We start from the raw sequence: 24,552 nt of genomic DNA, 5'->3' as shown, positions 1-24,552 counted from the left end.
AGCTTTTAACTCTGTCTCTGTCAATCAGACCGATTAGGCAACAAATTATGTTCGACCACTGAAGGATCGTCGCCACTGCTAGTAGTCTACTTTAGGCAACAGCTCGGGCAAACTCCTTGAAAGTTTTCTGGTTGCTTTGAATCGCTTTGTCAATCGTTCCTTCTGAAGCCATTAACCGCATCTCCCGATTGACTGGCCAGAGATGCTCGAAGCTTTGGTAAAATCGGCAAAAATCCGCTCTGAGACGTTGGTGATACTTAGCTGTCATTTGGAAACCCTCGTGTTCGTGACAAAAACATTGCTCGACCCAGTGAAGTGCTTCTGAAGGAGACATTTCAAACAGAGGAGACTGTAAGATTTTGTAGACAAAGTACATCATCGAGCAGTCATCTGCATAATAGCGATCTGGTACCACAGCCGAAAGTCCGCTTAAAATTCCCCGCTGCATCATGTATAGTGCTAGATTGATCGCGAATTTTTCGTATGCTGTTGGCTTGGGAAAGTCTTTATATAAGTCCCTGGCAATCAACATCGAAGTGGTAGTGTGAAAGGCTTCATCTAAGAAATGGTAGTGGGAAACAGCTGTTGGTGCTGGGATAAAATCACCTTGTTTGGCTAACTTCTTAAAATATTTAGACGTACTGTGCTCGGTATTTTTTAGTACCATGTTCGCCATAATGCGCAATCCATAGTATTGGCTTGCTAGAAAAGGTGACCCCCCCCAGTTAAAGGCAAAAAATCTTTGTAACACTCGGGGGGAAAGTCCTCGTCCGATCAATCCCGTCGTCGATACGGGAATGAATTCATAAGTTTTTTCCAACTCACTTAGATACTGCGAAGAGAATTTTTTGTGTTTGGCAAGCATCGATTTGGCGATAAAACGTAAGCCATAATACTGCCAATCTTCGAGTTTATTGCTCTGTTTCTGAGGTAGACGCGATTGAGACGATTGTCCCGATCCTCCTTTATTAGATCGTCGATATAATTTATTTTTAAAAGAAGCTTTAAAGGCATCTTTGCCTAATAAAGCTTTCATCGTTTTGTGTCCGATATTGTGAAAGGCATGAATGTGCGAGCGTTCTTGAGAAGTTTCTAAAGTCAGCATTTGGGATAGAGTTTCGTACCCACAGGCAGCAAAAACACTCGCAGTAATCTGATTGTAAGTAATCGTTTCAGTTTCGCTGGCAGCAACCACATTGTACATTCCAAACCAATGGAGATGATTGAGCGCCATCTTTTGACTGGAGGAAGCGGCTTCATAGAGTGGAGTGCCGTAAAGCATTGACTGTTCTGGGTCGCTCCAATAATAATTGCTATTAGTACTATAATTAAAGTTTTTATCGAGTTCTTGTATTTTTTCGGTATAGTCTGAGTCGTTATTGCTGCTGAAAGTATTGTTAATTAGTTTGATATATTTCTTTTTGGCTGCTTCTGTTACAGTCCAAGACTGTTGTTGCTCCAGTGGTTTAATGGTATTGACCATGATATTCTCCGTAGAGTGTCGATATCGAGCTTGTTTTGAACTTGCAATTACTTGCTTTTAGGCTTAGATTTCTTCTGCTAGATGTTGGGCTAAACCTTCAATAGTAGGATAATCGTACAGTAGGGTGGGGTCGAGTTCTCTTTCTAACCAATCCTCTAGGTCACCTGTCATCCCAACTGCAACCGAAGAATCGAGACCGTAGCGATCGAAAGGAATCGCCAGATCGATTTCATCGGGAGCTATTTCCAATTGTTCGGCTAAATAAGAGACGATCCAGACTTGAATTTCTGCTGCCGACTGCGGGTGTTGAGCTTTTTCTTGAGAGTTGGATTGGTTACTCGCTAGAACTGAAGACATATCAGTCAATTGAGAATTTTGTCTTTCCATGCTCTAAACTTCATATATTTTTGTACTTGTAGCTGGTAATTGTCGCCTAATTGCTAGTTTTGGGTTACTGGCAACGAGGATCTAATTTGGATTTATTGAAGTTGCTTCGAAGTTGAAGAAGATTATTCATGATTGTTGAATTGATGCCCGGGACTTATCTTATTTAGCAAGGAGTGACCATAGTAATTAATCGCAGCCAAATTTATTTATATTTATAATAGTTGGATTTTGCTGAGCAACTCCTAATCTAAATATATTATTGGGGTAAGCTTTATCGGTTTATGCAGGATGTGGTTGCTAATTTTTTTTTCGACGAGCAATTTTCCTTCTTCTACCAAGCGTTGTCTCACTCTTTCAATGGTCGCGACGCTGATTTTAAGAGCCTGACTGATATCTCGATCGCTCCAGTCTCCTCCTGACTGATTCGTATCAGCATACTTAGATAAGATCGATACCAACAATCTTTTTACTATTTTTTTCGCAGATGGTAGATTTTTTCGACCGACAAAACCAAATAACTATGCTTCAATTACCTTAGACAGTAAAATAAAAAATGAAGCATAACTAATATGGATTTTGGCACTATATTGACGAGCAGACAAGCAGTTCCTGAAGATACTAATTCGTTAGCTACAGGAACTGGTACGCTGGGTCTCGATGAAGAAGGAAATGCTTTAAACTACAGTCTTACTTTTGTCCTACACTAGATTAAAGCGAGCTTTATGAAACTAAATTTGACAATTCACCATTGGTTTAACTGTTTTCTGTTAATTTTGTCCTTAGCCGGTCAGTTTTACATAGCCGAAAAATCTGGTGACTGGGCGGCAAAAAAGAGATTGTCTGGCATGGACTCAATATCAGTGTTGAGCTCGATAATGTCTGAAAGACTAAGCTCTCTTAGCCAGTCTATAGCCTTTCCCCTACTACCTGACTCTGGTGCTTCCCAAGAAGCAAAATCCGAATCATTTTGATACCAAAATCGATCGCCATCCCGCAAACGTTCGAACTGATCTTCTAAAATTGCTTCGTTTAATTCGCCGATACTGGCATTAGCTAAACGATCTTCAGCAAGCATTCCGATTAGAGGATCGATGCGATCGACGCTGCCGTAAAGGTTTTTTAAAGATGCTGCTACTTCCGAGCTACTGGTGATTTCTGCAAAGCTAGTCGCTCTTTCCAATCCATAGGCTTCTCTGGTATCGTTATAGGTCGATATGCCATGGTCGCGACCGCGTTGAATGTCTAAAGCGGCAAGATCGGTCCCGTTGACAACGGGTCCATCATCGGGGTTACTACCAAATAGTAGATTGCGCAGGCTATCCACTACTTTGAGATCGGTCGCTTGTTGTACTTCTGTGGCTAAGCCACGCAGAATCGGTTCTATGCCATCTGCTTTAATCAGATTGGGATTAAAAGATGCTCGAGCTAAGTCGAAGGCTTCAGCGTCACTCGAGCTACCATCTTCTTTTAGACGAGTAATAGTTTCGCCGTTTTGGCTGTGACCCATGCGAAAGCCTACAGTGGCAAACTCATTAGTTATGGACCCATCTACTCTAGAGTCATAACCAGTATAAGAATCGAGGGTAACTCCTAGCGCTGGTAGAAACTCATTGTAGGTAATTGATTGAATTTGGGCGCCCACGAGCTTGCGAGCTCGTTGATAAATTTCCTCATCGCGCTCGGCAGAGTCACTCGGCAAGTCGGTATGAGTAGCATCGATTAGCTCGGCTAAACGGTTATGCTCGCGAACGAACACGGTATTTAAAGAAGTAAAGGCCACATTTTCGTTGGCACGAAAGTCTCCTGCCACGAATACTGCAGCATCGTCACCTATGCTATCCATATCGGGCGCATTGCGATCGCCTCGTGATATTGGCAGTAAATCTCCTGTTTCGTGCGAACTGACTTTGAGTTTGCCTTCTTCAAAGGTTCGTAACCAATCAGCACGTTGTCGATCGCTTCCGTAGATCATACTACCATCGAGCCAGGCAGTAACGTGATTGATTTGCTGACGAGGATTATCGGGAGAAGTACCCGTACTGGGATCGAAAATCGAGCGCGTGACGGGAATAACCGTTCCTGGTTGGTAAACTGGGTCTCCTTGAGGTATTGGAATATCAATGGTTTCAGCTTCTCGCTCTCGTCCTAGGAGCAGAGCAAGTCCTGAAGCAAATCCTGAATTGGAATAAATAGACTGGAGATCTAGATCTTGCTGACGCTCGGTAGAGACGAGATCGTGGTCGATAAATTGTCCCCACGCCCAGATATAGTCACTGAGGTTTCTCCGATCTGGTATGGATTCTGTTTGGTTGGATAATGTATTACTAATTAAACGAGGATTGGGTAAGTCTGGATGTGCCGGTGTTGAAATTCCATCTGCATAGGCAGGTGGTGCTTGGCGAATTAGATTTTCCCCTGCTCGACCTAGATTCGAGTAAATTGGGTTATTGTTTTTGCTGCCGTCAATCGAACGATATTTATCTTTTTGGCGAAATTTCATAATTGAAAAATAATTAGCATTGAACTCAAGGCTAGTCTCGACACAATTGAGTGAGCGAGTTTTTGCTCAAACGACAATCTTGCAAGGCTATCAATTTCGTTTACAATTTCTTGTGGCGATTGCAATCGAGCCATTTAAAAATTGCCAAACGACTTCATTTTATAGACATTGCATTAGGGTCTATCCCTGCCAATATTTTTGATGTTACTCAAGCAGATAAGCTGGTTTGCATTATTGAATTTGGAGACAAAATATGCACTGGGGTCTTCTTTTATAGATATTGGGTTGATTTTTGCTGTTTTATGCACTCTAGTGGCATTTTATAACTAAATAGCAACTTAAAAATATAGCAGCTTTTTTGATTTTGTAACCTAATATTTTTTATTTTTTACCGCTTTTACACAATAGTTTATATGTGTTTTTAATAGTATTAATAGAATTGTTGTTAATAATTTAACTAGCAAACAAATCGATATAAAGTTTATTTGTTGGAGATATTTATCAGTGAACATCAAAAAAAATATTCAATTTTGTAGATTTTTTCCACAGACAAAATTACACAATTATATTTCAATAGAGATCGAGCAGATAGCAATTTTTAAGGTTAAAAATTATTGACCACTAATTTTTTTTGGCGGAAGACACAAAAACCCGAATTTAATTTTTAACCAAAGCAGGCATAACATCATACCAACCAACAATAAGGAGAATTAAAAATGTTCTTGGGGTCTTCGAGGCATCAGGCGCGATCGCATCTAATCTCGCTTGGTGCGATGAATAAGTTTCAGTAAAAATACAAACAATAGCATGAACACTGCTGAGAATAATAATTTTACCTCTATAGACCCGAATGTAGTAAGGCTCAGACAGCAATTAGCAGACCCTGTTTTAACTTTTTTAAAATTCTTGACACCCAACAGCGAACCGAACTATTTTGCCGATAGAGAATTTGAAATTATTTGGGGTCGCGACGGCAATGACTACCTCTTGGGTTTCGATCCTGCTGCTGATAATGCTGAAGAGAGGCAAATAGATATTTTCTTGGGTGATAGCGAGGATTTAGTTGCAGCAGCTCTCGGTACTTCCAATTTACCCGATATAATTTTGGGCGTTGCCGAGATACTTGGGATTACAGATACGAATATAGTTGAGTCAGTCAGCAGGCAGTTTAACGACACCTTAATTGCCGGAGAACGTGATTGGCAAGATACATATATTCTAGGTGATTGGCAACAGCCTTACTATGTCGGGGATCCAGAACTTAGTCTCAAACAATTTGCCTCAGTTGCTGATTTTAGTCCCAGTAAAGATGTCATTCAGCTGCATGGCACTCCCGAAGATTATCGGCTTGAAGAAAGATATAACTCTACATGGATATATTGGCAACAAGAAAACGGCTCCGATCTCGTCGCTTTTTTGCCCTGGGTTACCGATCTGAGTTTAGAGGAAGACTACTTTAAATTTGTAGGAGACACTCCACCAGTAGGACCTGTTATTGAATCAGCTCGACAAATCGGTACCAATGGAATTGACTTCGTCTTTAATTCGACTACCGATTCCCAAGGTAATCTGTTAATCGGTGGAGGTACTAGTGGAGATTTAGGAGGAGCCGCCAGAGGTATTAGGGATGCTTGGGTAACGAAGTTTGATGGCGAGGGCAACCAACTGTGGACTCAACAGTTTGGTACTGAAGGACAAGAAAATGCCTGGGCTTTGGCTAGCGACGATGATAGCAATATTTATGTGGCGGGTAACACCTCCGAGGACTTAGGAAGAGAGAATTTAGGAGGAGAAGATGTCTACTTGACAAAGTTCGATCGCAATGGCAAACAGCAGTGGACGAAACAATTTGGCAGTGAGACTTTCGATCAAAGTTTTGCTGTTGAAACCGACAGTCAAGGCAATATCTACCAGTCTGGCTACACCATAGGTAATGTAGGAGGACAGAACAAGAATGAAGCAGACATTCAGCCATCGACAGATCCCTGGCTGACTAAGTTCGATAGCGAGGGTAACCAACTATGGACTAGACAATTTGGCACCTTTTCCAATGATGATACCTATGGTCTGGCTATCGATCGAGATGACAATATCATTCTCGGAGGATGGACGTTTGAGGATTTGGCTGGAGAAAATCAAGGGTTTTATGATGCTTGGATAACTAAGTTTGATGGCGAGGGCAACCAACTGTGGAGTCAGCAGTTTGGTAGCCTCGATTATGAATTTCTCTGGGATCTCGATACTGATAGTAATGGCAATATCTATGCTATGGGCTGGACTTTAGGAGACTTAGGGGGAGAGAATGCTGGCTCTTACGATCCTTGGCTGGCTAAATACGATAGCGAGGGCAACCAATTGTGGCTCGAACAATTTGGCTCTAGTGGCGATGATAGCTCTTCTTTTGGTGGGATCGAAGTTGACTCCAACGACGATATTTTCCTGACTGGATTTACTGATGGGAACTTGGGAGGAGAGAATGCCGGCTCTTATGACTCCTGGGTGGCTAAATACGATTCGGAGGGCAACCAGGTATGGCTGGAACAGTTTGGCACTCCTGATTATGACTATGGGGGCAGTATCAGTGTTGACGATCGCGGTAGTCTCTACATTACGGGGGTGACAGATGGCTCTTTAGGAGATCTTAATGCCGGAACTTTCGATCCCTGGGTAGCAAAGCTAGATACTCAGTCGGGCAGCCTACAAGATTTTTCTGGTGATGCTTTTGGATCTTGAAGTAGGTTGAAACGAATTAGGTTGCTTATCCCGCGAGTTAAAGCCTCATAAGCAATCTCGTAACCTTTGAGACAATAATGAATTCATTTAACGATAATTATTTAGAGCCATTTATCTCAAATGCTATACCGATATTTTACAGTACTATAGCACCAATATTTTTTCAAGATAATCTGGCTAACACAGTTCAAGATACCATTCAAATCATTACACCTTCAAGCGATTACAATTCGCTGCTCGCTGAGCGAGGAAGTCAAGTGATTTGGGGTCGTCATGGAAACGATAGCCTTGTGGCTTACGATCCTGGTGCGGTTCGTCCCAATCAATGGCAAATCGATATTTTTTTAGGTGATTTTGTTGACGAAAACTTTATCGATTCGTTAGGTTTAGTCGGTCAAGATGCCAGTCGCACTCTCCGTAAGTGGCAAGACAGGTTTATTCTGGGGGACTGGCGGCAACCTTACTATACCGAGAATCAGCCCCATATTTTCGGTCTAAACCAATTTGCTGTAATTATTGACTTTAGCCCAAGTCAAGATCTCATTCAGCTACATGGCACTCCAGAAGACTATCGACTGGTAAGTTCTCCCCTGGGAACGGCGATATTTTGGCAGCAGGAAACTAGCTCTGACCTCATCGCCTTGTTGCCTGGAGTCCCTCGGTTGCATTTGAACGATCGCTCTTTGCAGTTCGAGGGCAATACCCCACCGTCAGGACCAATTCTAGATAAGGTCAAGCAAGTTGGAACTGCCGGATTTGACTTCATCTTTGATTCAACAGTAGATGACACTGGCAATGTTTATGTAGGAGGTGGCACTACCGGAGCTTTAGCAGGAACTCTTTCAGGATCTAGAGATGCCTGGCTAGCCAAATTTGACCGCAATGGGGATCTGCAATGGAGCCAACAGTTTGGTACTTCTGGAGTTGAAAGTGCCTGGGCTTTAGCTAACGATGGTAGCAATATCTACGTTGTAGGTGATACCTCGGGCGATTTAGCCAATACCAATCAAGGAGGAAGAGATGCCTATTTAGCCAAGTTTGACAGTGACGGTAACGTACTATGGAGCGAACAGTTGGGAAGTTCCGCCTTAGAACAAACATTTGGTGTTATCACTGACAAACAAGGTAATGTCTACGTCAGCGGACAAAGTGTAGGTGACTTGGGAGGAACCAACTTCAATGTAGGTCAAAATTTAGGTTCTACAGAAGCAAATCAATCAACAATTTTACGAACCACTGATTCCTTTATGACCAAGTTCGACAGCGATGGTAACCAGCTCTGGCTTGAAAAATTTGGCACTCCCGAACTGGACGATTTTTATAACATTGCCATTGACGAAGATGGCAATGTCTTTGCTGGAGGGCCTACTACCAGCGACTTTGAAGGAGAGGATGCCGAACTTTATGACAGCTGGCTAGTCAAGCTCGACAACAATGGTGAGTTGCAGTGGCTCGAACAATTCGGTAGTCCCGATTACGAATTTCTCTGGGATATTGACACCGATCTTGAAGGCAATGTCTATGCTACGGGCTGGACTTTAGGCGACTTAGAGGGAGAAAATGCTGGTTCTTATGATACTTGGGTGGTCAAGTATGACACCAACGGCAACCAACTATGGATTCGACAGTTCGGTACTAGTGGTGATGATGGCAGTGGTTTCGTTTTTGGTGGCATAGACGTAGATTCAAATAACGATATTTTCGTGACAGGGGCGACTGACGGTAACTTAGGTGGAGAAAATGCTGGTTCTTATGATGCCTGGGTGGCTAAATATGACAGTGCCGGTAACCAACTGTGGTTGGAACAGTTTGGCACTCCCGATTATGATGTCGGCGGTAGTGTTACTACAGACAATGCTGGAAGTCTTTACGTGACCGGATTTACAGAAGGTTCTTTAGGCAATATCAATGCTGGAGCTGTCGATGGCTGGATAGCTAAATTTGATAGCGACTCGGGAAGCTTACAAGATTTTACTGGCAATATCGACCGTAATGTCAATCTGATTGAGTCCCAGGAAAAATTCTTAGAAGCAGCAGCGAATCAGTTGCCAATTGACGATACTTTTCCTTTTTCAACCACAGAGTTGACTTCCTCGGTAGATAGTCTCGAGAGTTTAGCTGAAATTGATGTTTTATGAAAGGCTCGAGCTGAAAACTCGTTCAGATTGCCAATCCTGTCGAGGAAAAATTGGCAAGAGAAACTAATATGAAAAATTTTATTTCTAACCTTCTTGGCAATATAGTTATTCCAGGTTCCCCTGGCAGTGACTTACTTTTTTCCAACGGAAAAAGTTCGGTCTATTGGGGACGCGATGGTAATGATACTTTTTATATCGCTCCCGAAGCTAATAATCCCCTACAAATCGATTTGCTCTTTGGCGATCTGGTTGATGGAAAATTATTTCCCGGACTAGAAGAAACACCGAGAGATTGGCAAGATCGTTTTATTCTCGGTGATTGGCACCGTCCCTACTATGTCAGTAGTTTACCGTTTCCTTTGGGTTTGAATCAATTTGCTGTTATCGCCGATCTAAACCCCGAGTTGGATCGAATTGAGCTACATGGTACCCCTGAAGATTATCAATTAGTAAGCACACCAGTAGGAACTGCACTTGTCTGGCAACAGCTTCCTACACCAGATTTGATTGCCCTGTTTCCTTTAGCTGAGGATTTGAGTTTAGAAAGTGACTACTTTCAATTTGAGGGTGACACCCCGCCAGAAGGTTCGCAACTAGAAACAGTACAACAATTAGGAACTGAGGGAGTTGATGGTTGGGCTAGTACTACTACAGATTCTTTAGGAAATGTCTATGTAGCTGGAGGTTCTAATATTGATGTTCGGGTGGCTAAGTACGATCGCGATGGCGTTCGGCATTGGCTTCGCGACTTTGGTAGTTCTGGTTCGGAGTCGGTCACTGAAATTGTCAGCGACCCGGAAGGAAATTTATACGTAGTCGGAGTGACCAATGGCGATTTGGCAGCAGACAATGCTGGCTCTTTTGATGTTTGGCTCGCTAAATACGATAGCGAGGGCAACCAATTGTGGCTCGAACAATTTGGCGATGAGCTAGTCGATCTTTCCTATAGCATCAATCTCGATGATGATGGCAATGTTTATTTAACGGGACATTCTGGCAAGATAGACAACGAGTCCCCCTTAGGGCAAACACTCGAACCATGGGTAACTAAATATGACAGCGATGGCAATCAGCTCTGGTTTCAGCAGCTAGAGGGGATGAAAACTAGTGAGGCTTACGGTATTACTTTCGACGATCGCGAGCGAATTTATCTCACTGGCTGGACTTTAGGCGATCCAGGCGAGGACGGTGGAGGACTCTATGATATCTGGTTAACTCAGCTCGATAGTGATGGTAAACTAGTCTGGCGCGAACAGTTTGGCAGTGAAGATTACGAATTTCCCTGGGGAATGGATAGCGATAGTCAGGGCAATACCTATGTATCGGGTTGGACTTTGGGGGATTTGGGAGGAGTCAATGCCGGTTCTTACGATCCTTGGATAGCTAAATACGACAGCGAAGGCAACCAACTTTGGGTCGAACAGTTTGGTACTAGTGGTGATGATGGCTCATTTTTAGGAGACATAGAGGTCGATTCCGATGACAATATTTTTCTGACTGGATATACAGACAGCAACTTAGGTGGAACCAATGCTGGTTCTTACGATCCTTGGGTGGCTAAATATGACAGCAAAGGAAATCAACTGTGGATTCAACAATTTGGTACTCCTGAATTCGACCACCCCACCGATATTACTACGGACGATGCAGATAATCTCTACGTAACCGGATTGACCGAAGGCTCATTAAGTAATCTCAATACTGGATCGGTCGATGGCTGGATTGCCAAGCTCGATGCCGAATCGGGAGCTTTAAAAGACTTTGGCAACGACAACTTTAACAGTATCGGTTCCCAGGCAAATCCTTTAGAAGGTCAACTGAACCAGTTACCAACTACCGATACTTTAACTTCTTTGACTACAGGACTTGACTCCACAGGCATGGGTTTCTAATTGTTGTCTGAAATTAATACTGATGTTTGAAAAGTTTGAACTCAAAACTCGCTGTTAGAACTTTAAACTACTTTAGCTCCAAAGATCGAAACAATATTTTACTGGTAAAAGTTTTATGAATGATTTTACATTTGGTCCTTTTGGCAATTCATTGGGGATTGGACCCTTTTTATTTCCTGCTTCACCGGGCAGCGATTTAGTATCTTCAATACATGAAAGTGCAGTGTATTGGGGGCGCGATGGTAATGATACGATTATTAGTTTCGATCCTGGAGCTAACGATCTTCTGCAAATCGATCTTTTGATTGGCGACTTAGTTGATGGAGCAATTTTTCCCGATGAAATTCAAATCTCGCCACGGGATTGGCAAAATCGATTTGTCCTCGGCGATTGGCAAAAACCCTATTATTCAAGTGGCTTGGTGTTTCCCTTCGGATTAAACCAATTTGCTGTTGTCTCTGATTTCAATCCTAGCTTAGATCGGATTCAGCTACATGGATCCTCAGAAGACTATCAACTGTTTACAACTTCAGTGGGAACAGCTCTTTTCAAACAGCAGTTCCCCACACCAGATCTTATCGCCTTATTTCCGTTAACTGAAGATTTGACTCTAGAAAGTGACTACTTTCAGTTTGAGGGAGACACCCCACCACCAGGTCCAATACTAGAGCAAACTGAGCAATTAGGAACCGATGGCATTGACTCTTTTACTAGTTCGACTACGGATTCTTTAGGAAATATCTATCTTACTGGAGTAACTAGGAGTGATATCTGGATCGCTAAATACGATCGCGATGGTAACCAACTATGGCTCGAACAACTGAGTACTTCTGGATCGGAATCTGCGACAGAGATCGTTACTGACCGAGAAGGCAACTTATATTTGGTAGGGGTGACTAATGGCGATTTGGCACCAGACAATGCTGGCTCTTTTGATGTCTGGGTAGCTAAATACGACAGCGAAGGCAACCAACTTTGGGTCGAACAGTTTGGCAATGAGTTAGTCGATCTCTCCTATAGTATTGACATCGATGGAGATGGCAATGTCTATTTAACGGGACATTCTGGCGAGATAGTTTCAGAAGAAGGGGAACCAGGACTGCTAGGACAAACACTCCAGCCATGGATAACCAAGTACGATACTAATGGCAATCGACTGTGGTTTCAAGAGTTTGAGTCCAGCGATTTGACTGAAGCTTACGGGGTTGTCGTGGGTAGTGACAATCAGATTTATGCTACCGGATGGACTTTAGGGGATTTAGCAGAAGATAACGCAGGTGCCTACGATATTTGGCTAGCTCAGCTTGACAGCGAGGGAAATATCTTGTGGAGCGAAAAGTTCGGTAGTGAAGACTACGAGTTTCCCTGGGGTATTGATACTGATAGTCGGGGTAATGTCTATATAACTGGATGGACTTTAGGGGAGCTGGGAGGAGATAATGCTGGTGCTTATGATGTTTGGCTCGCTAAATACGATCGTGACGGCGATCGACAATGGATTCAACAGTTTGGCACTAGTGGAGATGATGGTACTGGTACCTTTTTTGGAGATCTAGAAATAGACTCAAATGACAACATTTATCTAACTGGCTATACTGACAGCGATCTAGGCGGAGCTAATGCTGGTTCTTACGATCCTTGGGTAGCTAAATATGACAGTAACGGTAAGCAACATTGGATCCGACAATTTGGTAGCCCAAATTTTGATTATGGAGGCAGTATCAGTTCTGATAATAATGGCAATCTCTACGTGACCGGAGCAACAGAAGGATCGTTAGGTGCACTGAATGCTGGAGCAATAGACGGTTGGATAGCTAAGCTCGATGCCGAATCGGGAGCTTTAAAAGACTTTAGCGACGACAATTTCAACAGCATCGGTGCACAAACCAACACTTTAACAGGGGAACAAAATCCGTGGTTAACTGCCGATGCTTTAAATTCAATTTATACAGGACTCGCTCCTCCGAGTGGCACTTCCGATTTATGGACTGAAAACTTAATTGGTATCTAAATTCTAAATTAAAGTTTATTTTGTTACTGCCTTAATTTTAGTGAGCCAAAACTCTAGAAAAAAAATCCGGCTATCAAGTGCATAAATTAGCTAACACTACCCCAATAAGTAAATTAAGAAGGTTTAAAAATATTTTTAGTAAGCCGATGCATCACCCAATCGCTTCTTCGAAAAAAGAAAGGACAGAGAAAAAGCGTCAAAGAGGGACAATAGTAGAACAGTTAAGAGACAAAGCCCAAAGAGAGGCAGAAAAAACCATTTATACCTATCTCCGCCACGGAGAAAGGGAATCAGGAACACTCAGCTATGGAGAATTAGACCGGCAAGCAAGAGCCGTAGCCAGTCAGCTACAACAGCTCGAACTAGAAGGAAGTCGCGCCCTACTACTCTATCCACCAGGACTAGAATTCATCATCGGCTTATTCGGATGTTGGTACGCCGGAGTAATCGCCGTACCAGCCTACCCCCCCAGACGCAATCAAAACCTCTCGCGACTAGAGGCCATCGTTAGTAATGCCCAAGCCTCAGTAGTACTGAGTATCAGCCTTCTGGTCGCCAACCTCAGAGAGCGCATCGTCGACAATCGAGAACTCGGAGCAATCCCCTGGTTAGCAACCGACAGCATCGCCAGCCAAGGTAACGATTGGCAACCCAGACCAAGCGAGCCAGAGAACCTAGCCCTACTACAATACACCTCCGGCTCCACCGGAACCCCCAAAGGAGTAATGGTCACTCACGGCAACCTCTGGCACAATCTCGGCGCCATCTATCAATGCTTCGGACATCGACCCGACAGCCAAGGAGTAATCTGGCTGCCACCCTATCACGACATGGGCTTGATTGGAGGAGTACTGCAACCACTCTACGGCGGATTCGAAGTCACCCTGATGTCCTCAGTGGACTTTCTGCAAAAACCCTGGCGCTGGCTCCAAGCAATCAGCCGCTATCGGGCCACCACCAGTGGCGGACCCAACTTCGCCTACGAACTGTGCCTGCGCAAAATCAACGACAGCCAACTAGCCCAACTAGACCTGAGCAGTTGGGAAGTAGCCTTTAGCGGAGCCGAACCAGTGCGAGCCGAAACCATCGAAGAATTCAGTCGGGTCTTCGCCCCCTGCGGATTTCGCCGAGAAGCCTTTTACCCCTGCTACGGCATGGCCGAAGCCACCTTAATTGTCTCGGGAGGTAGCAAAGACCAGCCACCAGTAACCTGCTCGGTAGCAGCAACGGCCTTGGAACAAAATCGAGTGGTAGTCAGCCAAAACCCAAGAGAAGGATACCGCACCTTAGTGGGTTGCGGACAGAGCTTGCCCGACCAACAAGTAATCATCGTCGACCCCGAAACTAGTACTCAATGCCCCGAAGAGCGAGTAGGAGAAATCTGGGTAGCCGGAGCCTCGGTAGCCCAAGGATATTGGCAGCGAGCCGCAGAAAGCGAACGGCTCTTTAGAGCCTACCTCGCCGATAGCGGTGCCGGACCGTATTTGCGCACCGAAGATTTAGGATTTATCCGAGAGGGAGAATTGTACGTCACCGGCAGAATCAAAGATGCGATTATCATTCGGGGACAAAACCACTATCCCACGGACATCGAACGGACGGTGGAAAACAGTCATCCAGCACTGCGACCGGGTTGTGGCGCGGCCTTTGGAGTCGAAATTAAAGGGAGAGAGCGCTTGGTAGTGGTGCAGGAGGTGAAACGTTCTTACCTGCGGCGGCTCAATGCCAACGAGGTGGTGGGACAACTGCGACAGGCAGTGGCAGCGCAACACGGACTACAGGTGTATGCGGCAGTGTTAGTCAAGACGGGGAGTATTCCCAAGACTTCCAGTGGCAAAATCCGGCGTTATGCCTGTCGCTCGGGATTTGAGGAGGGCAGTTTGAAGGTAGTGTCTGATTGGAGCGAGAATCCTCAAAGTAAAGCCGAGTTTTTACAGTTGTGGACTGACACTGAGTCTTTATTGGCTAAATTACAACCAAGTAAAAATGGAGGACTAAAAAGCAGTGAGTAAACAATTCGAACTTTTAGAAGGTTCGCAACAAAAGCCTCTAACTTCCTTGGAGGTTCAAGACTGGATAGTCTTTCATCTTGCCGAACTGTTAGAGGTAAATCCCAATGAAATTGATGTTACTACTCCCTTCGGTCGCTATGGACTTGATTCTTCAGAGGCAATCGGTATGACTGGTGAATTAGAAGATTGGCTGGGCAAAGAACTTCATCCTACTCTACTGTATGATTACCCTACTATTGAAAAACTTGCTGAGTATGTAGTTTCGTCGAATTAAATTTACTGTGATTCTCAAAAGTTCATCAGTCGTGTCGTCAGGCAAAAAGCAGGCTAAATTTTATGCAACTTTCAAGTATTAAAAGCAACTCTTCAAAAAAATGGCATGCGAGTAGGATAAAACAGCGTAAATCAATCGAACTAACTTATCGTAGCAACTCTGACTCTGACTATACAGAGAAAATACAAGAGTTAGACAGAAATTTTGATTATGATGACAACCTAAATTATTACTGGACCGATCCCGAACAGTCTCTGCTTTACGGTACACCTTTATACGAAGTTGCTTCTTCTACACAAAAAAAAGCTCTCAATCATCTTTATTGGGTTATTCAGAATAATAATACTGCCGCTAGTGAAGTTAATACTATTATTTATAATCAGGTTACAGCCGGGGTTTTTCAAGCTCTTGGGGGTTATGAAAAACTTTGCCGAGAGCTAGAGCTAGAAACTTCTCAGGAATACCATCACATTCATGCCTTTCAAAAGATTGGATACAAAACGAAGGTAGCTTTACTAGGAAAACAATGGTTTCGCAAGCTTCGTGATGATAAGTCAACTCAAGCAAATCAGGAAAAACTCCGATTATTGCCCGATTTAAACTTTGCTTTGCGCTTTGTTGCCAAAACAATGCTTAAAAAACAAGAATATTGTTCTTCTGAGTACCTAAAAGAGCTAGAAAAGAAAGGTGAGTTTTTTCCAACTCCAACTCAGGGATCGGGAGGAAGATTTGCTTCCCCAGCTTTGCTTAAGTTTTTCACTTTAAATTGGGGGAGTTCGCCTTTTTTAGCCTGCCACTACTATACATTGAGGTACGTATCTAATGCTCTACTCAAAAATCAAGAACATCCTCGCTCTCGATATTTCACTAAGTTAAAGAAGAAAGGAGAGTTTATTCCTGCTCCAACAGCTGTTTCTCATTACCATTTTTTAGATGAGTCTTTTCATACTACAATTTCTCAGATTATCGGTCGAGAATTGTATCGAGATTTTCCTCAGCCAACGGGATATGAAAAATTTGTGGCTAATGTAGCAGTTTTCTTAGCGCAGCGCAACGTAATTGACTATCATGGCGGTCTCTGTTTCGGTCTACCGGCTCGCTGTTTCCGTGACGACTCTTATTTTATGAATTTTATTTATAAATTATTACAAAGTCCTCTATTCGATCTGTCTAGTGAAGAAGCACTCTATTGGATGGAAAAATGCTTTTGTCACGAACACCAAGGCTTTCATGTAGCCCAAAAGTATCACCGAGGTTTTGTTTCAGATTTTCGTCGATTTTTCGGTGGGATCGATTATTTATGGTCTTTCAATCGTGAAATGCGCCTGATCGATTCGGGAATTTCAGTTGCTGGCAGTCTTCAGAAAAGCACTAAAATTTTTCAACAATTTCGCCACACTCTCGGCAAAAAATAAATTTTATCTTTAATTTTAGTAAATTGGCAAGCTTCCTCCTTAGCGATCTAGTTAGTAAAAAACTATGCAGTTAGCAGGTTAAACATGGAACCAATAGCAATCATTGGCATCGGCTGTCGTTTTCCCCGTGCTAGAGGACCAGAAGAATTTTGGCAGATACTACGAGATGGTGTAGACACGATCTCCGAAGTTCCGCCAGAAAGATGGAATATCGATGCGGTTTACGATGTGGAATCAGGTAAACCAGGAAAAATGAATACTCGCTGGGGGGGATTTCTGGAGCAGGTGGATTGGTTTGATTCGGGCTTCTTCGGGATTTCACCTCGTGAAGCAGAACGAATCGATCCCCAGCAAAGATTAGTCTTAGAGGTAGCCTGGGAAGCTTTAGAAAACGCTGGCATAACCTCAGAGCGAGTGGCTGGTAGCCAGACTGGAGTTTTTATCGGGATTGGCAATTATGATTATGCTAGAGCCCTATCTAAAGATTGGAGTAAAATTACTGCTTACGATGGTACTGGCTGTGCCTTTAGTGTTGCGGCTCATCGCTTATCATATTTCTTAGACCTGCAGGGACCGAGTATGGCGATCGATACTGCTTGTTCTTCAGCCTTGGTTGCTCTCCACTTAGCTTGTCAGAGTTTACGGCAAAAAGAGTCAAATCTCTCTCTAGTGGGAGGAGTCAATCTCATGCTTTCTCCCGAAGGAACTATTAGTTATTCCCATGCCCAAATGATGGCAGCCGACGGTCGCTGCAAGACTTTTGACACTAATGCTGATGGTTTCGTACGAGGAGAAGGTTGTGGCATAGTCGTGCTCAAGCGTCTCTCCGAGGCTCTTCAGGATGGAGACAACATTCAAGCCATTATTAGAGGTTCCGCAGTTAACCAAGATGGTACTAGCCACGGGCTGACCGCTCCCAATGGACCAGCTCAAGAAAAGGTTATTCGTCAAGCTCTTAAAAATGCTGGTGTAGCGCCAGCACAAATTAGTTACATCGAAGCCCATGGTACGGGTACTCCTTTAGGAGACCCAATTGAAGTCAGAGCACTTAAGTCCGTACTGATGAAAGAACGTGAGCCAGATCAGCCCTGTTGGCTGGGCTCGGTCAAGACAAATATCGGACATTTAGAAGCAGCAGCAGGCATCGCAGGTTTGATTAAGGTGGTTTTACAGCTACAACATCGAGAGATTGCTCCTCACCTACACTTAAAACAGCTCAATCCTTATATTTCTCTTGAAGGAACTCCCCTCTCAATCCCTCTCGAACCTCAATCTTGGAATGTTACCACACAAACCCGCTTAGCTGGAGTGAGTGCTTTTAGCTTTGGCGGCACTAATTGTCACGTAATCATCGAAGAAGCTCCCGTGGCTACTTTGATAGCTCCCGAGTTTGAACGCCCCAAGCATATGTTTACCTTCTCAGCTAAAAGTGAGACAGCTTTAGTAGAATTGGCACAAAAGTATCAAGATTTCTTAGAGTCCCATCAGGAAATAGCGCTCGCCGATATCTGCTTCAGTGCCAATACGGGAAGAGAGCATTTCGAACATCGCCTGAGCATAGTGTCCGAATCTAGCTTAGAGTTGGGTAAGCAACTAACAGCTTTGATGGCTGGGAAAGAAACACCCCAATTAGTCCAAGGTAGAGTACGCAGCCGTAAACCCCCAAAAATCGCCTTGATGTTTAGCGGACAGGGGTCGCAATACGTAGGTATGGGAAGACAACTCTACGAGACCCAACCCACCTTTCGAGCCAGTCTCGAGCGCTGCGAGGAAATTCTGCGTCCCTATCTCGATGTCTCCCTACTAGAAATACTCTACTCCAACAGCGACAATTCCCGATTAGACCAAACCGCCTACACCCAACCCGCCCTATTTGCCCTCGAATATGCCCTCTACCAGTTATGGCAATCTTGGGGGATTGAAGCCGATGTAGTCATGGGTCACAGTGTCGGAGAATATGTCGCCGCCACAGTCGCAGGAGTGTTTAGTTTAGAAGAGGGCTTAACACTAATCGCCCATCGGGGAAGATTGATGCAACAATTACCCTCTGGGGGGATGATGCTAGCAGTGATGGCCTCAGAAGCCCAAATCGAGCCACTGATACCCCCCTACCAAGATAAAGTAGCCATCGCCGCAGTTAACGGACCTCAAAGCGTAGTAATTTCCGGTGCGGCAGCAGCGATTGAGACGCTGAGGGACAAGTTAGAAGCAGCAGGCATCAAGACCAAACAACTACAAGTATCCCATGGCTTCCACTCTCCACTGATGGAACCAATGTTAGCGGAGTTCGCAGCCCTAGCCAATCGAGTAACCTACCAGCAACCTCGGATTCCATTGCTCTCAAATGTAACGGGAATTAGAGAAGACGAGCGTCTGACCAGAGCAAGCTACTGGGTAAATCATGTCAGACAACCGGTGCAGTTTGCCCGCAGTATGGAGACTTTGCACCAAGAAGGTTACCAAGTCTTCCTCGAAATTGGACCCAAGCCAATTTTATTATCTATGGGGCAACAGTGCATCGAGTCAGAGCGATCGCTCTGGCTGCCTTCGTTGCGTTCTGGTGGCTCGGACTGGCAACAACTGCTGTCTAGTTTAGCTCAGTTATACCGGCGAGGGGTGAAAGTTGACTGGAGAGGATTCGACCGAGATTATCCCCGGCGCCAGCTAGCATTGCCTACTTATCCCTTCCAACGTCAGCGTTACTGGGTAGAAACCGCCGAACCACAGTCTCATCAAACCCAATCTAGCTCGACTAACGGAGCTCGAAGTAGTGCTGTTCATCCCCTGCTCGGTCGACGGCTGTATTTAGCCGACTCGAACCAAATCCAATTCGAGAGCCAGCTGAGTAGAGAGCAGACTGGATATTTAGCCGACCATCAGCTCTACCAAACCGCCATCGTCCCAGCCAGCGCCTATCTCGAAATTGCCTTAGCCGCAGGAAAACAGATTTGGGGAACTGAAAACTTAGTTCTCGAACGGGTCAACCTTCAACAGGCATTGGCACTACCAGAATCATCAGTCACCACCATCCAGACGATTCTCACTCCCAAAACTGCCACCAGTTATTCATTCGGGATCTACAGCCTCGACCTCAAGTCGGGTAACTCAGAGCCTAGTTGGATAACTCACGCCTCGGGCAAAATTGCCGTAGCTGAAGAAGAAGAAACTCCCCAAATCGATTTAGAGAGTGTACCACTAGAGTATGCCGAATCCATCTCTCCAGAGAGCTACTACCAAAAATTGCGAGCACGAGGCATGGAATATGGCACCAGTTTCCAAGCCATTAGCCGGTTGTCCCAGCAGCCTGGTACTGCCGCCCTGGGACAAATTCAGTTACCGCCCCACCTAGAATTAGACTCAGCAGCATACCAACTGCACCCAGTCTTACTCGATGCCAGCTTTCAGGTACTAGGAGCACTCTTCTTAGATAAGCCAGGAGAAGATGCTTATCTGCCAGTGAAGCTCAAACGATTGAGACGATACCGTTCTCAGAGTTCCCGCCTCTGGAGTCAAGTATCCCTCAGCCCGATTAATGGTCACCAGCAGCAGCATTTAACTGCCCAAGTGCGACTACTAGACGCAACGGGAAATCTCGTCGTCTCAATCGAAGGTTTGTCTCTGCGACGGGTCAGTCGAGCTGCCCTCAAGCGAATCCTGCCACCAGCAGAGTCCAAAGCACAAGACGCGAACGATTGGCTCTATGAAATTGCCTGGCAACCCCAAACTCACCACTCCCAGCCAGCAGCAACAACCCAACCAAGTACCTGGCTGTTGTTTGCCGATGGGGGAGGAATCGCCGCTCGAGTTGCTCGACAACTCCAAGAACGAGGAGATTACCCCCTCTTAGTTACTCGAGGCACTAATTATCAGCAGCAAGACGAAACCAATTATCAACTCAATCCCGAGCGACCAGAAGATATTCGACAGCTACTAGACCAATGCCGCCAACAGCGACCGCCCCTCAAGGGGATCGTTCACCTGTGGAGCTTAGACCACCCCAGCAGCACCGAGTTATCCCTCGCCGACTTACAACCAGCGCAAAACAACAGCTGTGGCAGCATCTTACATCTGGTGCAAGCCCTAACTAACACCAACTGGTCTCAGTTACCTCGTCTGTGGCTAGTCACTGCCGGAGCGCAACTGCTCGACACCGACCGAGTGCCAGTTGGGCTCTCACAAACACCATTGTGGGGCTTGGGACGCACCATTAGTTTAGAGCATCCCGAGCTTAACTGTACCTGCCTCGACCTCGACCCAGCAGAGCCGAGCGGTCAGCTTCAAGCTTTAGTTGAGGAGTTGTATTCGAGGGATGCTGAAAACCAAATTGCCTATCGTCAGCAGGTGCGTCATGTCGCCCGACTAGTCAGAACCCAGTTTCGAGAACATCCCCAGCAGGGAGAAGCGGTGCGAGTCAAGATATCTCCCCCGGGAATCTTGGAAAACTTGAGACTCGAGCCGCTACAACGACGTCCACCAGCACCAGGAGAAGTGGAAATTCAAGTACGGGCTACCGGACTTAACTTTAGAGATGTACTCAACGCTTTAGGGATGCTCCAAGAATATAGCTCCGAATTGGGTCTCGACTCGACTACCGATTTACCCTTCGGCGGAGAATGTGCCGGAGTCATCGTAGCAGTAGGAGAAGGAGTCAGCCACTTGAGCATTGGTGATGAAGTCATCGCCGCCCTGGCGATTGGTAGTCTTAGCAGCTTTGTCACCGTCAAGGCCGACATGGTGGTACCCAAGCCAGCGCAATTGAGCTTTGAAGCGGCAGCTACGATCCCCACTACCTTTTTAACGGCATACTACGGATTACACCATCGGGCAAAAATTCAGTCGGGAGAGCGAGTCTTAATTCATGCCGCTGCCGGCGGTGTCGGACAGGCAGCAGTACAACTGGCACGACAAGCAGGAGCGGAAGTTTTCGCCACCGCCAGTCCAGCTAAATGGGACTACCTCAAGTCTCTGGGCATCACCCGGGTGATGAACTCCCGCAGCTTAGATTTCGCCGACGAAGTGATGACGATGACCGAAGGGCAGGGTGTGGACATCGTACTCAACAGTTTCAATGGCGAATTTATCCCCAAAAGCTTGCAAGCTTTAGCTCGGGAAGGGCGATTGATTGAAATTGGTAAAATCGGCATTTGGTCTGAAGGTCAAGTAAGCGCCACTAGACCCGATGTTGACTACATTCCCTTCGATCTCTTAGAAATTGCCCAGCAAGACCCCGGCTTAATCAGACAAATGTTGAGGGAGCTGATGTCACAATTGCGGTCAGGAAGCTTGCAACCACTGCCCCATCGAGTCTTTCCTCTGGGGCGAGTGGTGGATGCTTTCCGCTATCTGGCCGGAGCCAAACACATTGGCAAAGTGATAGTTTCACTGCCCGCTGCTACCAGCTCGGAGCCGCCTCAGTTACTGCCCGAGAACAGCTATCTGATTACTGGTGGACTGGGAGCTTTAGGATTGACCGTCGCTCGCTGGATGGTCGAGCGAGGAGCGCGGCATTTAGTCCTGAGCGGACGGAGCGAACCCTCCACCGCAGCGCGGCAAACACTCACAGAATTAGAAGCCTTGGGCGCTAAGCTCCTCACCGTCCCCGCCGATGTTTCACAGCCAGAAGATGTCACCAGACTGCTAGCTCGGGTTGATAGTTGGGGTCCACCCCTGCGAGGGCTAGTTCACGCCGCCGGAGTCCTCGATGATGGAGTACTGCAGCAACTCGATTGGCAACGCTTTACCCGAGTGATGGCGCCCAAGGTGGCCGGAGCCTGGAATTTACATCAGTTGACCCGCTCGTTACCCTTAGACTTTTTTGTCTGTTTCTCTTCAGTAGCTTCCCTGCTGGGTTCCCCGGGTCAGGGTAACTATGGGGCGGCCAATGCTTTCCTCGATGGTTTAGCTGGTTATCGTCACCGCTTGGGGTTGCCAGGTTTGACGATTAACTGGGGACCTTGGGCTCATTTGGGTATGGCCGCTCGCGGTCAGTCCGGTCGCTTCTCTGCTAGCGGGCTCGAGCCGATAGCTGCTGCGGGGGGTCTAAAGATTTTAGACAAATTATTAAAACGCGATATCAATAAAATTCAGGTAGCAGTTTTATCGGTTGACTGGTGGAAGTTTTTGAGGCAATTTCCTCCTGGTGGTGAGCCTCCTATATTTAGTACTTTATCATCGACTTCCGAGCAACCAAGACTAGAACAGCGATCTGAGTTTCTCCAACAATTAGAAGTGGCTCCAGTTAATGAGCATCGGAGTATGTTGACGGTTCATGTTCGCACTCAATTGGCTAAGGTTCTGGGTTTGAGTTCTCCCGAGCAAATAGAGCTTCAGCAAGGTTTGTCTGACTTAGGAATGGATTCGCTCATGGCTGTGGAATTTAGAAATCGTCTGCAATCGAGTCTAGAATGCTCCATTCCTTCAACCTTGGCCTTTGATTATCCGACGGTAAAAACGCTCGTGGATTATTTAGCCGAACGAGTACTAAAAATTGAATTTTCCTCAAAATCTGCTGAAAAGTCACAGAAAAATAATGGAGAGAAATTTGTGGCTCGGTCAAACCTAGAAAATTTATCAGATAGCGAGGCTGAAGCCTTGTTGATTAGCAAATTGGAGAGCATGAAGTACTAAAATTATGAGTATGAGTTCAGAACCAGTAAAACCTATATCTCCGATTAAGCGGGCTGTTTGGGCTTTAGAAAACATGCAAGCCCAACTTGATTTCATAGAATATTCCAAGAGAGAACCAATTGCGATTGTTGGAGTGGGCTGTAGATTTCCAGGAGGAGCCGATAATCCAGAGGCTTTCTGGCAGTTGTTGCACGATGGAGTAAATACAATCGCGGAAGTTCCTTCAGACCGATGGGACATTGATATGTATTATGACCCCAATCCAGATACTCCAGGAAAAATGCATACCCGCTACGGCGGATTTGTCAATCAGTTGCGGGAGTTCGATGCTCAGTTCTTTGGGCTCTCTCCTCGAGAAGCTATCAGTCTCGATCCTCAGCAGCGTTTATTGTTAGAAGTTAGTTGGGAAGCTCTAGAAAATGCCGGGCTAGCGAGCGAGCGACTAGCAGGCAGTTCCACGGGAGTATTCATCGGCATTTGTAGCAATGATTACTCCCAACGCTTGCTGACTAGAAAGCCAACTGAGATTGATGCTTATGTAGGTACTGGTAATTGTCATAGTGTGGCGGCAGGACGTTTGTCTTACCTCTTAGGGTTCACTGGTCCGAGCCTAGCAGTAGATACAGCCTGTTCCTCATCATTGGTAGCAGTTCATTTAGCGATCGCCAGTTTGCGTAATGGAGAGAGTGACTTAGCTTTGGCTGGAGGGGTAAACCTGCTTCTCGCCCCAGAAGTGTCGATTAATTTCTCGAAAGCCCGGATGCTATCATCAGATGGTCGCTGCAAGACTTTTGATGCCAGAGCAGACGGCTATGTGCGAGGAGAAGGTTGTGGTGTCGTAGTTCTCAAACGTTTGTCAGATGCTGTAAACGACGGCGATAATATCTTAGCTCTGATTCGCGGCTCGGCAGTCAATCAGGATGGTCGTAGCAGTGGTTTGACCGTACCTAATGGACCCTCTCAGCAAGTGGTGATTCGTCAAGCTTTGAAAAATGCTGGAGTAGAACCAGCCGAAGTCAGCTATATCGAAGCTCACGGCACCGGCACAGCTCTAGGCGATCCCATTGAAGTCGGAGCTTT

General features: G+C 45.5%; 14 protein-coding genes. 10 read left to right on the top strand and 4 right to left on the bottom strand.

The window, feature by feature from the left end:
• Nucleotides 1-91: 91 nt before the first annotated feature.
• The 3 genes from ACLFKQ_RS16260 to ACLFKQ_RS16250 all read right to left on the bottom strand — a co-directional run bounded on the left by ACLFKQ_RS16260 (nucleotide 92) and on the right by ACLFKQ_RS16250 (nucleotide 2,328).
• Complete coding sequence (locus tag ACLFKQ_RS16260; RefSeq protein WP_449000819.1) at nucleotides 92-1,483, bottom strand: hypothetical protein; 1,392 nt, start codon at nucleotides 1,481-1,483, stop codon at nucleotides 92-94.
• A 63-nt stretch (nucleotides 1,484-1,546) separates the two neighbouring features.
• Nucleotides 1,547-1,840 (bottom strand): acyl carrier protein, encoded by a 294-nt coding sequence (locus ACLFKQ_RS16255; protein ID WP_449000818.1) that lies wholly within the window; start codon nucleotides 1,838-1,840, stop codon nucleotides 1,547-1,549.
• 272 nt (nucleotides 1,841-2,112) lie between these two features.
• Nucleotides 2,113-2,328: a helix-turn-helix domain-containing protein gene (locus ACLFKQ_RS16250; protein ID WP_449001064.1), complete on the bottom strand. Its 216-nt coding sequence runs from the start codon at nucleotides 2,326-2,328 to the stop codon at nucleotides 2,113-2,115.
• Nucleotides 2,329-2,439: 111 nt separating this feature from the next.
• On the opposite strand from ACLFKQ_RS16250, the gene ACLFKQ_RS16245 reads away from it, so the two are divergent.
• On the top strand, nucleotides 2,440-2,577 hold the full coding sequence (locus tag ACLFKQ_RS16245; RefSeq protein ID WP_449000817.1) for a CHRD domain-containing protein: 138 nt from the start codon (nucleotides 2,440-2,442) through the stop codon (nucleotides 2,575-2,577).
• An 86-nt stretch (nucleotides 2,578-2,663) separates the two neighbouring features.
• Here the strand turns inward: ACLFKQ_RS16245 and ACLFKQ_RS16240 are convergent, their stop codons facing one another.
• Entirely contained in the window at nucleotides 2,664-4,370 is a 1,707-nt protein-coding gene (locus ACLFKQ_RS16240) for a peroxidase family protein (protein ID WP_449000816.1), read from the bottom strand.
• An 807-nt stretch (nucleotides 4,371-5,177) separates the two neighbouring features.
• Here ACLFKQ_RS16240 and ACLFKQ_RS16235 point away from each other — a divergent pair.
• From ACLFKQ_RS16235 to ACLFKQ_RS16195, 9 genes are all read left to right on the top strand, one after another.
• Nucleotides 5,178-7,103, top strand: coding sequence for an SBBP repeat-containing protein (locus ACLFKQ_RS16235; RefSeq protein ID WP_449000815.1), 1,926 nt, complete (start codon nucleotides 5,178-5,180; stop codon nucleotides 7,101-7,103).
• A gap of 77 nt (nucleotides 7,104-7,180) precedes the next feature.
• Nucleotides 7,181-9,241 carry an SBBP repeat-containing protein gene (locus tag ACLFKQ_RS16230; RefSeq protein WP_449000814.1) on the top strand — a complete coding sequence of 687 codons (2,061 nt, stop codon included), beginning with the start codon at nucleotides 7,181-7,183 and terminating at the stop codon, nucleotides 9,239-9,241.
• Between the two features lie 68 nt (nucleotides 9,242-9,309).
• Nucleotides 9,310-11,133, top strand: a complete 1,824-nt coding sequence (locus ACLFKQ_RS16225) for an SBBP repeat-containing protein (protein ID WP_449000813.1) — start codon at nucleotides 9,310-9,312, stop codon at nucleotides 11,131-11,133.
• 115 nt (nucleotides 11,134-11,248) lie between these two features.
• A complete protein-coding gene (locus ACLFKQ_RS16220; RefSeq protein WP_449000812.1) occupies nucleotides 11,249-13,144 on the top strand; it encodes an SBBP repeat-containing protein in 1,896 nt (631 codons plus the stop codon).
• Between the two features lie 146 nt (nucleotides 13,145-13,290).
• On the top strand, nucleotides 13,291-15,156 hold the full coding sequence (locus tag ACLFKQ_RS16215; RefSeq protein WP_449000811.1) for a fatty acyl-AMP ligase: 1,866 nt from the start codon (nucleotides 13,291-13,293) through the stop codon (nucleotides 15,154-15,156).
• Nucleotides 15,149-15,430, top strand: coding sequence for an acyl carrier protein (locus tag ACLFKQ_RS16210; protein WP_449000810.1), 282 nt, complete (start codon nucleotides 15,149-15,151; stop codon nucleotides 15,428-15,430). Before ACLFKQ_RS16215 ends, ACLFKQ_RS16210 begins: the two co-directional genes overlap by 8 nt.
• Before the next feature lie 62 nt (nucleotides 15,431-15,492).
• On the top strand, nucleotides 15,493-16,845 hold the full coding sequence (locus ACLFKQ_RS16205; RefSeq protein ID WP_449000809.1) for a hypothetical protein: 1,353 nt from the start codon (nucleotides 15,493-15,495) through the stop codon (nucleotides 16,843-16,845).
• An 84-nt stretch (nucleotides 16,846-16,929) separates the two neighbouring features.
• Nucleotides 16,930-23,472, top strand: a complete 6,543-nt coding sequence (locus ACLFKQ_RS16200) for a type I polyketide synthase (protein ID WP_449000808.1) — start codon at nucleotides 16,930-16,932, stop codon at nucleotides 23,470-23,472.
• A 10-nt stretch (nucleotides 23,473-23,482) separates the two neighbouring features.
• Nucleotides 23,483-24,552 (top strand): beta-ketoacyl synthase N-terminal-like domain-containing protein (locus tag ACLFKQ_RS16195; RefSeq protein ID WP_449000807.1); only part of this gene is annotated, 1,070 nt, incomplete at its 3' end.

The organism is Myxosarcina sp. GI1(2024), from assembly GCF_053543375.1.
The sequence above is the reverse complement of the archived record's forward strand: the minus strand, read 5'-3'. Positions and strand labels throughout refer to the sequence as shown.